General features: G+C 35.6%; 9 protein-coding genes and 4 pseudogenes. 8 read left to right on the top strand and 5 right to left on the bottom strand.

What is annotated here, in order from left to right; translation table 11 throughout:
• The first annotated feature begins 2 nt into the window (after positions 1-2).
• The 8 genes and pseudogenes from IGL07_RS13640 to mobV all read left to right on the top strand — a co-directional run bounded on the left by IGL07_RS13640 (position 3) and on the right by mobV (position 9,637).
• On the top strand, positions 3-2,180 hold the full coding sequence (locus IGL07_RS13640) for a CD3337/EF1877 family mobilome membrane protein (RefSeq protein WP_001574271.1): 2,178 nt from the start codon (positions 3-5) through the stop codon (positions 2,178-2,180).
• The gene (locus IGL07_RS13635) at positions 2,177-3,178 is read left to right on the top strand and encodes a bifunctional lytic transglycosylase/C40 family peptidase (RefSeq protein ID WP_001574272.1); all 1,002 of its coding nucleotides are present in this window, start codon (positions 2,177-2,179) and stop codon (positions 3,176-3,178) included. Before IGL07_RS13640 ends, IGL07_RS13635 begins: the two co-directional genes overlap by 4 nt.
• Positions 3,175-4,107 carry a conjugal transfer protein gene (locus IGL07_RS13630; protein WP_001224319.1) on the top strand — a complete coding sequence of 311 codons (933 nt, stop codon included), beginning with the start codon at positions 3,175-3,177 and terminating at the stop codon, positions 4,105-4,107. Before IGL07_RS13635 ends, IGL07_RS13630 begins: the two co-directional genes overlap by 4 nt.
• Before the next feature lie 313 nt (positions 4,108-4,420).
• Positions 4,421-4,468, top strand: a pseudogene (locus IGL07_RS13625) (hypothetical protein); the annotation flags it as partial.
• A gap of 15 nt (positions 4,469-4,483) precedes the next feature.
• Positions 4,484-6,403, top strand: coding sequence for a tetracycline resistance ribosomal protection protein Tet(M) (gene tet(M), locus IGL07_RS13620; RefSeq protein WP_001574275.1), 1,920 nt, complete (start codon positions 4,484-4,486; stop codon positions 6,401-6,403).
• Positions 6,404-6,500: 97 nt separating this feature from the next.
• A pseudogene (locus IGL07_RS13615) lies at positions 6,501-6,563 on the top strand (tetracycline resistance efflux system leader peptide).
• Positions 6,564-6,596: 33 nt separating this feature from the next.
• On the top strand, positions 6,597-7,973 hold the full coding sequence (tet(L), locus tag IGL07_RS13610) for a tetracycline efflux MFS transporter Tet(L) (protein WP_001574277.1): 1,377 nt from the start codon (positions 6,597-6,599) through the stop codon (positions 7,971-7,973).
• Between the two features lie 563 nt (positions 7,974-8,536).
• On the top strand, positions 8,537-9,637 hold the full coding sequence (gene mobV, locus IGL07_RS13605; RefSeq protein WP_438540838.1) for a MobV family relaxase: 1,101 nt from the start codon (positions 8,537-8,539) through the stop codon (positions 9,635-9,637).
• A gap of 210 nt (positions 9,638-9,847) precedes the next feature.
• On the opposite strand, the pseudogene IGL07_RS13600 reads toward mobV, so the two are convergent.
• From IGL07_RS13600 to IGL07_RS13580, 5 genes and pseudogenes are all read right to left on the bottom strand, one after another.
• Positions 9,848-10,279, bottom strand: a pseudogene (locus IGL07_RS13600) (hypothetical protein); the annotation flags it as partial.
• Positions 10,279-10,536 (bottom strand): hypothetical protein, encoded by a 258-nt coding sequence (locus IGL07_RS13595; protein WP_002362414.1) that lies wholly within the window; start codon positions 10,534-10,536, stop codon positions 10,279-10,281. The gene IGL07_RS13595 and the pseudogene IGL07_RS13600, both read right to left, overlap by 1 nt.
• Positions 10,537-10,578: 42 nt before the next feature.
• Positions 10,579-12,205: pseudogene (locus tag IGL07_RS13590) on the bottom strand (peptide ABC transporter substrate-binding protein).
• 42 nt (positions 12,206-12,247) lie between these two features.
• Positions 12,248-12,916: a CPBP family intramembrane glutamic endopeptidase gene (locus IGL07_RS13585; RefSeq protein ID WP_002362416.1), complete on the bottom strand. Its 669-nt coding sequence runs from the start codon at positions 12,914-12,916 to the stop codon at positions 12,248-12,250.
• Between the two features lie 130 nt (positions 12,917-13,046).
• Positions 13,047-14,060, bottom strand: a complete 1,014-nt coding sequence (locus IGL07_RS13580) for a replication initiator protein A (RefSeq protein ID WP_002397973.1) — start codon at positions 14,058-14,060, stop codon at positions 13,047-13,049.

The following is a 14,060-nucleotide window of genomic DNA, read 5'->3' as shown; positions in this document are numbered from 1 at the left end:
ATGTGAAACCATCAATAGTAAACAGAATAAAATCAAACTGGACGCTGAAACGTCTAGGTAAAGTGGCAATGACAGTGGCTTTCACACTTGTGATTGCCATTTTTCTTTTAGCCATGCTGGGAACGGTGGTTCAAGCTGCGGGCTTGGTAGATGATACGGTCAATGTGGCAAATGAATACAGCCGATACCCACTTGAAAACTATCAACTGGATTTTTATGTGGATAATAGCTGGGGCTGGCTTCCGTGGAACTGGTCGGACGGGATTGGAAAACAGGTCATGTATGGACTATATGCCATTACCAATTTTATTTGGACAATCAGTTTGTATGTTTCCAATGCGACAGGTTACTTAGTACAGGAAGCCTATTCCTTAGACTTCATTTCCGCTACAGCAGATTCCATTGGTAAGAATATGCAGACCTTAGCTGGTGTGAGTGCAAACGGATTTTCAACAGAGGGTTTCTATGTTGGATTCCTCTTACTCTTGATTTTGGTTCTTGGGGTTTATGTTGCCTATACGGGACTGATAAAGAGAGAAACCACAAAGGCAATTCATGCCATTATGAATTTTGTGCTGGTGTTTATCCTATCGGCTTCCTTTATTGCCTACGCTCCCGACTACATTAAAAAAATCAATGACTTTTCATCAGACATCAGTAATGCCAGTTTATCACTTGGCACGAAGATTGTCATGCCCCATTCCGATAGTCAAGGCAAGGACAGCGTGGACTTAATCAGAGATAGCCTGTTTTCCATACAGGTTCAGCAACCGTGGCTACTGCTTCAATACAACAGTTCAGACATTGAAAGTATTGGTGCTGACCGTGTGGAAAGTCTACTTTCAACCAGTCCAGACAGTAATAATGGAGAAGACAGAGAAAAAATTGTAGCAGAAGAAATCGAAGACAGAAACAATGTGAACATGACGATTACAAAAACTATTAACCGTTTGGGTACAGTCTTCTTTCTCTTTGTATTCAATATCGGGATTTCTATATTCGTATTCCTACTAACAGGAATCATGATTTTCTCGCAGGTACTTTTTATCATCTATGCCATGTTTCTGCCTGTGAGCTTTATTTTAAGCATGATTCCGTCCTTTGATGGTATGTCAAAACGAGCCATTATCAAACTCTTTAATACCATTTTGACACGAGCTGGAATCACGCTGATTATTACGACAGCCTTTAGTATTTCAACCATGCTCTATACCTTATCGGCTGGTTATCCGTTCTTTTTGATTGCCTTTTTACAGATTGTGACCTTTGCAGGAATCTACTTCAAACTGAGCGATTTAATGAGTATGTTTTCGCTTCAAAGCAACGATTCTCAAAGTGTGGGAAGTCGTGTGATGAGAAAACCTCGTATGCTTATGCACGCTCATATGCACCGCCTACAGCGTAAACTTGGACGCTCCATGACAGCTTTAGGTGCTGGCTCTGCCATTGCCAGTGCTACAGGAAAACAAGGACAGTCGGGTAGTTCTGGTAGGACACAAGCAGATCACACCCGTCCAGACGGACAGGAAAAATCAACACTTGGAAAACGTATCGGACAAACAATCGGAGCAGTTGCTGATACCAAAGATAAAATCGTTGATTCTGCTGGTAATCTCAAAGAACAGGTTAAGGATATTCCGACCAATGCAAGATATGCAGTGTATCAAGGAAAATCCAAAGCAAAAGAAAATGTTCGTGACCTAACTTCCAGTATTTCTCAAACCAGAGCAGACAGAGCCAGCGGACGCAAGGAACAGCAGGAACAAAGACGCAAAACCATTGCAGAGCGTCGCTCTGAAATGGAACAGGTCAAACAGAAAAAACAGCCAGCTTCTTCCGTTCATGAAAGACCAGCTACTAAGCAAGAACAATCTCATGATGGACAGACCGCAAAACAATCTTCTATTCAGACTTCACGCATGGAATCTCAACAAGCCAAACAGGAGCGTCCAGCAGTTAAGTCCGATTCTTTAAGTTTAAAAGCGGAACGACAAAACCGTACTACACAAGAAAGAACAGTTCAAAAGCCAGCAACTTCAACTACACCAGCAGACAGAGCTTCACAACGTCCAGTCACAAAAGAGCGTCCGTCTACTGTTCAAAGAGTTCAAAGCCAAAACCTTAGAAATAGACCACCAATAAAATCCGCCACTATCAAGAAAGGCAGTAAGAAACCATGAAACTGAAAGCTTTAGTGATTGGTGGTTCTGGGCTATTCTTGATGGTCTTCTCACTGCTTCTGTTTGTTGCCATTTTATTTTCAGATGAACAGGACAGCGGAATTTCCAATATTCATTATGGAGGTGTGAATGTTTCCGCAGAAGTGCTGGCTCATAAGCCTATGGTAGAAAAATATGCCAAAGAATATGGCGTTGAAGAATATGTCAACATACTTCTTGCGATTATACAGGTGGAATCGGGCGGTACTGCGGAAGATGTTATGCAGTCCTCGGAATCCCTCGGTCTTCCACCTAATTCATTGAGTACAGAAGAATCCATTAAGCAAGGTGTGAAGTATTTCAGTGAATTATTAGCCAGTAGCGAAAGGCTCAGTGTAGATTTAGAATCGGTTATCCAGTCCTACAATTATGGTGGTGGTTTCTTAGGGTATGTGGCTAATCGTGGAAATAAATATACCTTTGAACTGGCTCAAAGTTTCTCAAAAGAGTATTCAGGTGGCGAAAAAGTGTCTTACCCCAATCCCATAGCCATACCTATCAATGGGGGCTGGCGATACAACTATGGCAATATGTTTTATGTGCAACTGGTAACGCAGTATCTTGTCACAACAGAGTTTGATGATGATACGGTACAAGCCATCATGGACGAAGCACTGAAATATGAGGGCTGGCGATACGTTTACGGTGGAGCTTCCCCGACTACTTCTTTTGATTGTAGCGGACTGACACAATGGACGTATGGAAAAGCTGGAATTAACTTACCACGAACCGCACAACAGCAATATGATGTGACCCAGCATATCCCACTATCGGAAGCACAAGCTGGCGATTTGGTTTTCTTTCATTCTACCTATAACGCTGGCTCTTATATTACTCATGTTGGGATATACCTTGGCAATAACCGTATGTTTCATGCAGGCGACCCAATCGGTTATGCCGACTTAACAAGCCCCTACTGGCAACAGCATTTAGTGGGAGCAGGACGAATCAAACAATGAGAAAGGAAGATTTAATGATGAAATTTAGAAAAAATCAGAATAAAGAAAAACAGATACCAAAGGAAAAGAAACCTCGTGTCTATAAGGTCAATCCTCATAAAAAGGTTGTGATTGCCTTGTGGGTACTTTTAGGGCTTAGTTTCAGCTTTGCGATATTCAAGCACTTTACAGCTATAGATACTCATACTATTCACGAAACAACTATCATAGAAAAGGAATACGTTGATACTCATCATGTAGAAAATTTTGTAGAGAACTTTGCGAAAGTCTACTATTCATGGGAGCAATCCGATAAGTCCATTGATAATCGAATGGAAAGTCTAAAAGGCTATCTGACAGATGAACTTCAAGCTCTCAATGTTGATACAGTACGCAAAGATATTCCTGTATCGTCTTCTGTAAGAGGATTTCAGATATGGACGGTAGAGCCAACTGGCGACAATGAGTTTAATGTAACCTACAGTGTAGACCAGCTCATTACAGAGGGAGAAAATACAAAGACCGTCCACTCTGCTTATATAGTGAGTGTCTATGTAGATGGTTCTGGAAATATGGTACTGGTTAAGAATCCGACCATTACCAACATACCTAAGAAATCAAGTTATAAACCAAAAGCCATTGAAAGTGAGGGGACGGTTGATTCCATTACAACCAATGAAATCAATGAGTTTTTAACGACGTTCTTCAAGCTCTATCCTACAGCGACAGCCAGTGAACTTTCCTACTATGTGAATGACGGGATATTAAAACCAATCGGAAAAGAGTACATCTTTCAAGAACTGGTAAATCCTATTCACAATCGTAAGGATAATCAAGTCACGGTATCGCTGACAGTGGAGTATATCGACCAGCAGACCAAAGCAACGCAGGTATCTCAATTTGATTTGGTACTTGAAAAGAACGGGAGTAATTGGAAGATTGTAAAATAACAAATATTGGTACATGATTACAGATACTTTGTAATCATGTACTCTTTTTGATAAAAAATTGGAGATTCCTTTACAAATATGCTCTTACGTGCTATTATTTAAGTGACTATTTAAAAGGAGTTAATAAATATGCGGCAAGGTATTCTTAAATAAACTGTCAATTTGATAGCAGGAACAAATAATTAGATGTCCTTTTTTAGGAGGGCTTAGTTTTTTGTACCCAGTTTAAGAATACCTTTATCATGTGATTCTAAAGTATCCAGAGAATATCTGTATGCTTTGTATACCTATGGTTATGCATAAAAATCCCAGTGATAAAAGTATTTATCACTGGGATTTTTATGCCCTTTTGGGTTTTTGAATGGAGGAAAATCACATGAAAATTATTAATATTGGAGTTTTAGCTCATGTTGATGCAGGAAAAACTACCTTAACAGAAAGCTTATTATATAACAGTGGAGCGATTACAGAATTAGGAAGCGTGGACAAAGGTACAACGAGGACGGATAATACGCTTTTAGAACGTCAGAGAGGAATTACAATTCAGACAGGAATAACCTCTTTTCAGTGGGAAAATACGAAGGTGAACATCATAGACACGCCAGGACATATGGATTTCTTAGCAGAAGTATATCGTTCATTATCAGTTTTAGATGGGGCAATTCTACTGATTTCTGCAAAAGATGGCGTACAAGCACAAACTCGTATATTATTTCATGCACTTAGGAAAATGGGGATTCCCACAATCTTTTTTATCAATAAGATTGACCAAAATGGAATTGATTTATCAACGGTTTATCAGGATATTAAAGAGAAACTTTCTATGGAAATTATAATCAAACAGAAAGTAGAGCTGCACCCTAATATGTGTGTGATGAGCTGTACGGAACCTGAGCAATGGGATGTGGTAATAGAAGGAAATGATGACCTTTTAGAGAAATATATGTCCGGTAAATCATTAGAAGCATTAGAACTCGAACAAGAGGAAATCAGAAGATTTCAGAATTGCTCCTTGTACCCTGTTTATCATGGAAGCGCAAAAAGCAACATAGGGATTGAGCAGCTTATAGAAGTGATAACGAATAAATTTTATTCATCAACATACAGAAAGAAGTCTGAACTTTGCGGAAATGTCTTCAAAATTGAATATTCGGAAGAAAGACAACGTCTTGCATATGTACGCCTTTATGGCGGAATCCTGCATTTGCGGGATTCGGTTAGAATATCGGAAAAGGAAAAAATAAAAATTACAGAAATGTATACTTCAATAAATGGTGAATTATGTAAAATTGATAAGGCTTATTCCGGGGAAATTGTTATTTTGCAAAATGAGTTTTTGAAGCTAAATAGTGTTCTTGGAGATACAAAGCTATTGCCACAGAGAGAGAGAATTGAAAATCCGCTCCCTCTGCTGCAAACAACTGTTGAACCGAGCAAACCTCAACAAAGGGAAATGTTACTTGATGCACTTTTAGAAATCTCCGACAGTGACCCGCTTCTACAATATTATGTGGATTCTACGACACATGAAATTATACTTTCTTTCTTAGGGAAAGTACAAATGGAAGTGATTAGTGCACTGTTGCAAGAAAAGTATCATGTGGAGATAGAACTAAAAGAGCCTACAGTCATTTATATGGAGAGACCGTTAAAAAATGCAGAATATACCATTCACATCGAAGTGCCGCCAAATCCTTTCTGGGCTTCCATTGGTTTATCTGTATCACCGCTTCCGTTGGGAAGTGGAATGCAGTATGAGAGCTCGGTTTCTCTTGGATACTTAAATCAATCATTTCAAAATGCAGTTATGGAAGGGATACGCTATGGTTGCGAACAAGGATTATATGGTTGGAATGTGACGGATTGTAAAATCTGTTTTAAGTATGGCTTATACTATAGCCCTGTTAGTACCCCAGCAGATTTTCGGATGCTTGCTCCTATTGTATTGGAACAAGTCTTAAAAAAAGCTGGAACAGAATTGTTAGAGCCATATCTTAGTTTTAAAATTTATGCGCCACAGGAATATCTTTCACGAGCATACAACGATGCTCCTAAATATTGTGCGAACATCGTAGACACTCAATTGAAAAATAATGAGGTCATTCTTAGTGGAGAAATCCCTGCTCGGTGTATTCAAGAATATCGTAGTGATTTAACTTTCTTTACAAATGGACGTAGTGTTTGTTTAACAGAGTTAAAAGGGTACCATGTTACTACCGGTGAACCTGTTTGCCAGCCCCGTCGTCCAAATAGTCGGATAGATAAAGTACGATATATGTTCAATAAAATAACTTAGTGTATTTTATGTTGTTATATAAATATGGTTTCTTGTTAAATAAGATGAAATATTTTTTAATAAAGATTTGAATTAAAGTGTAAAGGAGGAATTAATTATGAAGTGAAATGAATGTAACAGGGTTCAATTAAAAGAGGGAAGCGTATCATTAACCCTATAAACTACGTCTGCCCTCATTATTGGAGGGTGAAATGTGAATACATCCTATTCACAATCGAATTTACGACACAACCAAATTTTAATTTGGCTTTGCATTTTATCTTTTTTTAGCGTATTAAATGAAATGGTTTTGAACGTCTCATTACCTGATATTGCAAATGATTTTAATAAACCACCTGCGAGTACAAACTGGGTGAACACAGCCTTTATGTTAACCTTTTCCATTGGAACAGCTGTATATGGAAAGCTATCTGATCAATTAGGCATCAAAAGGTTACTCCTATTTGGAATTATAATAAATTGTTTCGGGTCGGTAATTGGGTTTGTTGGCCATTCTTTCTTTTCCTTACTTATTATGGCTCGTTTTATTCAAGGGGCTGGTGCAGCTGCATTTCCAGCACTCGTAATGGTTGTAGTTGCGCGCTATATTCCAAAGGAAAATAGGGGTAAAGCATTTGGTCTTATTGGATCGATAGTAGCCATGGGAGAAGGAGTCGGTCCAGCGATTGGTGGAATGATAGCCCATTATATTCATTGGTCCTATCTTCTACTCATTCCTATGATAACAATTATCACTGTTCCGTTTCTTATGAAATTATTAAAGAAAGAAGTAAGGATAAAAGGTCATTTTGATATCAAAGGAATTATACTAATGTCTGTAGGCATTGTATTTTTTATGTTGTTTACAACATCATATAGCATTTCTTTTCTTATCGTTAGCGTGCTGTCATTCCTGATATTTGTAAAACATATCAGGAAAGTAACAGATCCTTTTGTTGATCCCGGATTAGGGAAAAATATACCTTTTATGATTGGAGTTCTTTGTGGGGGAATTATATTTGGAACAGTAGCAGGGTTTGTCTCTATGGTTCCTTATATGATGAAAGATGTTCACCAGCTAAGTACTGCCGAAATCGGAAGTGTAATTATTTTCCCTGGAACAATGAGTGTCATTATTTTCGGCTACATTGGTGGGATACTTGTTGATAGAAGAGGTCCTTTATACGTGTTAAACATCGGAGTTACATTTCTTTCTGTTAGCTTTTTAACTGCTTCCTTTCTTTTAGAAACAACATCATGGTTCATGACAATTATAATCGTATTTGTTTTAGGTGGGCTTTCGTTCACCAAAACAGTTATATCAACAATTGTTTCAAGTAGCTTGAAACAGCAGGAAGCTGGTGCTGGAATGAGTTTGCTTAACTTTACCAGCTTTTTATCAGAGGGAACAGGTATTGCAATTGTAGGTGGTTTATTATCCATACCCTTACTTGATCAAAGGTTGTTACCTATGGAAGTTGATCAGTCAACTTATCTGTATAGTAATTTGTTATTACTTTTTTCAGGAATCATTGTCATTAGTTGGCTGGTTACCTTGAATGTATATAAACATTCTCAAAGGGATTTCTAAATCGTTAAGGGATCAACTTTGGGAGAGAGTTCAAAATTGATCCTTTTTTTATAACAGGAATTCAAATCTTTTTGTTCCATTAAAGGGCGCGATTGCTGAATAAAAGATACGAGAGACCTCTCTTGTATCTTTTTTATTTTGAGTGGTTTTGTCCGTTACACTAGAAAACCGAAAGACAATAAAAATTTTATTCTTGCTGAGTCTGGCTTTCGGTAAGCTAGACAAAACGGACAAAATAAAAATTGGCAAGGGTTTAAAGGTGGAGATTTTTTGAGTGATCTTCTCAAAAAATACTACCTGTCCCTTGCTGATTTTTAAACGAGCACGAGAGCAAAACCCCCCTTTGCTGAGGTGGCAGAGGGCAGGTTTTTTTGTTTCTTTTTTCTCGTAAAAAAAAGAAAGGTCTTAAAGGTTTTATGGTTTTGGTCGGCACTGCCGACAGCCTCGCAGAGCACACACTTTATGAATATAAAGTATAGTGTGTTATACTTTACTTGGAAGTGATTGCCGGAAAGAGCGAAAATGCCTCACATTTGTGCCACCTAAAAAGGAGCGATTTACATATGAGTTATGCAGTTTGTAGAATGCAAAAAGTGAAATCAGCTGGACTAAAAGGCATGCAATTTCATAATCAAAGAGAGCGAAAAAGTAGAACGAATGATGATATTGACCATGAGCGAACACGTGAAAATTATGATTTGAAAAATGATAAAAATATTGATTACAACGAACGTGTCAAAGAAATTATTGAATCACAAAAAACAGGTACAAGAAAAACGAGGAAAGATGCTGTTCTTGTAAATGAGTTGCTAGTAACATCTGACCGAGATTTTTTTGAGCAACTGGATCCAGGAGAACAAAAACGATTTTTTGAGGAAAGTTATAAATTATTTTCCGAACGATATGGCAAGCAAAATATTGCTTATGCAACAGTTCATAATGATGAGCAAACCCCTCACATGCATTTAGGTGTTGTGCCTATGCGTGATGGAAAACTGCAAGGAAAAAATGTGTTTAATCGTCAAGAACTGTTATGGCTACAAGATAAATTCCCCGAGCATATGAAAAAACAGGGTTTTGAGTTGAAGCGTGGTGAACGTGGCTCTGACCGTAAACATATTGAGACAGCTAAATTTAAAAAACAAACTTTGGAAAAAGAGATTGATTTTCTAGAAAAAAATTTAGCAGTTAAAAAAGATGAATGGACTGCTTATAGCGATAAAGTTAAATCAGATTTAGAAGTACCAGCGAAACGACACATGAAAAGTGTTGAAGTGCCAACGGGTGAAAAGTCCATGTTTGGTTTGGGAAAAGAAATAATGAAAACAGAAAAGAAACCAACCAAAAATGTTGTTATATCGGAGCGTGATTATAAAAACTTAGTGACTGCTGCGAGAGATAACGATAGGTTAAAACAGCATGTTAGAAATCTCATGAGTACTGATATGGCGAGAGAATATAAAAAATTAAGTAAAGAACATGGGCAAGTTAAAGAAAAATATAGTGGTCTTGTAGAGCGATTTAATGAAAATGTAAATGATTATAATGAGTTGCTTGAAGAAAACAAGTCTTTAAAGTCTAAAATAAGCGATTTAAAGCGTGATGTGAGTTTAATCTATGAAAGAGCACTAAGGAATTCCTTAAGGAACGTACAGACGGCTTAAAAGCCTTTAAAAACGTTTTTAAGGGGTTTGTAGACAAGGTAAAGGATAAAACAGCACAATTCCAAGAAAAACACGATTTAGAACCTAAAAAGAACGAATTTGAACTAACTCATAACCGAGAGGTAAAAAAAGAACGAAGTCGAGATCAGGGAATGAGTTTATAAAATAAAAAAAGCACCTGAAAAGGTGTCTTTTTTTGATGGTTTTGAACTTGTTCTTTCTTATCTTGATTGGTAAACGTTTATTAAAAAGAGAAATTTTTACATGCTTACTAACAATAATATTGTTTTCAGGAATTGGATCTTCATATTTTTTCATTTCAGCAGGTGTAGCAAAACGAGCCGAACCGTATTCTTCTCCATGACGGTAGATTCCACGATCATTATCTCGCACATACATTAATAGCCCTAAAAGAAAACCAAGTATTCCTACACTAAATCCTAATAGACTTGGTGTTATAAAAAACCGATAAAAAGTTTGTTCGATATACGTTAGAATATCTTTTGTAAAGAGATAATTCGTTTTTGAAAAATAGTCTATCCCTGGTAACAGCCAAAAGAAATTTCCTATTCCAAAGCCAATCACAAATAGAAAAATACCAAGGTAGAGATACGGTTTCAGTTCTTTTTTGTACGTCTGCATCACAGTTTCCTTCCTTTTGTGATTGCTTTTGTTTGATCGATTTTACCCACGTATTTTTTATTGGCTGCAGTGTAGGCTAACCGTTCATCAAAAGTCATGGTATTTGGCTTACGCAAAATCATTTGTGGGTTCTTCTTAATATCCGTTAATACGCGTTCTAAGGCTTTCTTTGCGAGTTCCGTATCTTTTACTCGAAAATAGAAGTTAGTCCCTTCTTTGGTTTCTTTAAACGCAAAAGGAAGCCCTTGGGCTTCCAACTGTTATAAAAAGTTTTTTCAAGAAAAAAGGAGCGACTAATGTCACTCCTTTTTCATTTCTCTATAGTCATATCTACTACCTACACTGTGCAAGTTTATATCTTTTAGATTTGGATTAATCAATTTACTAGAACCTGTTTGGATAATTGGGACAATCGCTGCATCATCAATTAACAATTCTTCTGCTTCTTTCAAACTCTTCAGCCGATTATCAGAAGTATCTTTTAGAAGAATATCAAATTCATTACTCTCATAACCCCCATAATTCATAGGGCTATTTGTCTTGAAATTAGCTAGAAAGCTCAATGGATCTGCATATCCCGCTTGCCAACCAATAAGACTAATAGAAAAATCACCCTTAGACAACTTTTCAATTTGTGCATTTGCTGGTACTGGCGTAACTGTTACAGTCAACCCTTTTAAAGATTCTTGTAATTGATTTTGTAAAAATTCTCCAGCTTTTTTCGAATTCTCCGTCTCCAACCAAAATATCTAGTTTTAAATTGTTAGGTGCAGTTAATTCTTTTTGTGCATTTTCCCAATACTTCTTGGCTTTTTCTTTATCATAACCAACTAAATCCTGGTCTGCAAAATCTTTCTTTGTTTTTGGATCATACACTAATTTTTTAGGAACTAACCCAACTGATGCTATGGAGCCATTATCTAGTAATTTTTCTACTAATGAGGCTCTGTCTATAGCATAACTAATTGATTTACGTAAATTTTTGTTCTTTAAAATAGAATCCTTTGTTTTTTTATTGAGTTCTAAATACATACTTGTTGCTAATAAAGAAGAGCTATAATCCTTATCGCTTTTATATTGTTTAGCATACTCTCCACCTAAAGGAGCTTCGTCCAATTGACCATCTTTATATAAATTAACACCTGTATTTATCTCTTTAATTACTTGAAAATGAATAGTATTCATTGAGACATTTTTATTGTCCCAATAATTAGTATTTTTTTCTATTACCCAACTATCTGAAGTGCCTAAACCTTCCAAGTTAGTTAAATTAAACACTCCATTTGTACTAATAGTTTCCTTAGAAGTACCATAATCTTTCTTATGTTTATCAGAAAATTCGTGATTAACAGGTAAAAACACTGGCAATGCTAATAAATTAGTAAAGTAAGGAGTTGGTTCTTTCAACGCTATTTGCAAAGTATGATTATTCACTGCTTTTATACCTAAAGACTCTTTAGCTTTGCTACCTTTACTTATTTCTTCAGCATTTTCTATAAGAGCAAATAATCCGACATTTTGAGAAGCAGTGTTAGGATCAACTACTCTTTGCCATGCAAAAACAAAATCTTCGGCAGTTACAGGCGTTTTATCTGTCCAAGTTGCATCTTTTCTCAATGATATAGTATATGTTTTACCGTCTTTGGATATGTCTGGAAGCTTTTCTGCTAATGCAGGTTCTGCTTGATTTTTTTTATCCAAACGATATAAGCCTTCCATCACATTTGCTAAAAGTGTAATACTTGTTTGATCAACAGCAGTTGCTGGATCTAAACTTTGTATAGGTGTTGCTGCTGTTAAATTGGCAGTTTGTTCTACAGCACTGCTTTTTTTATTTTCTTGAAGATTATCTTTATTGCTACATCCGATTAGAATAAACATTAATGCAGAAAAGCCTAAAAACAAAATTTTTTCAGTCTTTTTCATCAAATAACCCCATTCTTTTTGATTAAACAATCTATACCAAAATTACATTAAACCAAAAGCAATAACAATAGCTGGAATTAAGTTATTAAAGAAATGAATCAAAATACTTACTTCAAGACGACTAGTTTTAAAATATGCGATTGATAAAACTAATCCAATTAGTGCATAAATGAAAAAACTAATAATATCAGTTGGTCCATGTACTAAACCGAATGAAATAGAACTTAGTGCAATTCCTAAAATTGGCCAATCTTTTAAAAAATAACCAATAATTCCAGCTCTAAACACAATCTCTTCCATGATTGGTGCAGATATCCCTAATATCAAAATAATTAGTAATGGATTCTCACCTGTAAACAAATTATTAATTGCCGCATCATTAGCAGTAGAATCAATTCCTTGATTATTTAACAGAATCGTTCCTAAAATTGCCACTAATCTTGCAATTACAACACCAATTACAATAATTAAAATATTCTTTTTATTGAGAAATTTAGAATCAAAGTTAAGTAATTCTAGTTTATTAGCTAAAACAAATAGCAATCCAATATTCATAATAAATATCACTATTAGAATTAGCGTTGATAGTAAAGGCATTGTACCTTGACCTACTTGTAAAGAACTTTGCTTTAAAGTCCCATACGTAAACATACCTATTTGACTCAACAAAAATAACCCAATTACAATAAAAAAACGTTTAATGTATTCCATTATTACCTCCTTGTGTAAATAAAATTATAAATAATTAGCTTATTTATACAGTGATAATACCATAAATATTATATACAGCAATAATTTCTATATATTTATATCAAAATTAATGGTCACAAAAAAACATATTTTATTGATACTCAATCCAGTTATGTGTAGTTATTTCTGGGGTGTTGTCCGTACTATTTTTATTTAAATGACTTTTTTTCTCTATTGTACATTCAACAAATAAATTGTAAAAAGACTTGTAAAATAAACCTTTAGGACTTTTAACAGTAGAATCTGTCTTGATTTTATGCATCACTCGTCGCAAACATTTGTCTATTTCTTCTTGATAATCTTCCCCAATTAAAACAACATTGTATTCTTTTTCAACTTTAGTTTTAGCACGTATAATTGTTCCAACCATTTCATGGGCTTCTTGAATAGTATCAGAAAAGGCTGCAATAAATTTTAAGCTATCTTTGCTAAGAAATGTATGCTCTTGAACTTCTGAAAATTGATCGAGCAATAATTGTTGTTGCAATCGTTCTTTTTCAGTATCTATTGTATCTATTGTATCTAAAGAATTAGTTAGATATAGATTGGGTTGGTTTTTCCCACTTTCGAACAAAGTACTGGTATTATTGGATTCTTCTGGACGTTGGTTTTTCCCACTTTCGAAAGAAACGTTGATTTTATCATGTTTATCCGAAGGTTGGTTTTTCCCACTTTCGGAAAACTCATTTGTATGGTTAGCGTTACTGATGGCGTAAACATCTGTTGCTGAAACTTCCAGCTTACCTAAATACAATCTGTTTGGATAGTTTTTGAATTCACCAGTAGGGAGTTTTTTTGGAGGAATACGTTTTTCATAAAGTAAATTTTTGTCTTTTAATTCTTTTTTTATTTTTGCAATTTTATTTTCTTTACACCCTAAAATATTCATCAGTTCATTTCGTGTAAAGATAAAATATATATGCCCATCTTGATCAATCCAATTATTTTGAATTGAATATTCACATCGGTCTTGCAACATTGCGTAAGCTATTTTACTATCATTGGACATAGTTTTATAAAATTCTGATGTAAAAAGTACTTTAGGTAATTGGTAATACAAATTTCTATAGGTTTCATTAGCAGAAATAAATTGAAAATCGTTCAT

The organism is Enterococcus sp. DIV1368f (assembly GCF_051712245.1).
Taxonomy (GTDB): domain Bacteria; phylum Bacillota; class Bacilli; order Lactobacillales; family Enterococcaceae; genus Enterococcus; species Enterococcus faecalis.
This window is presented reverse-complemented; position numbering and strand designations above follow the sequence as displayed.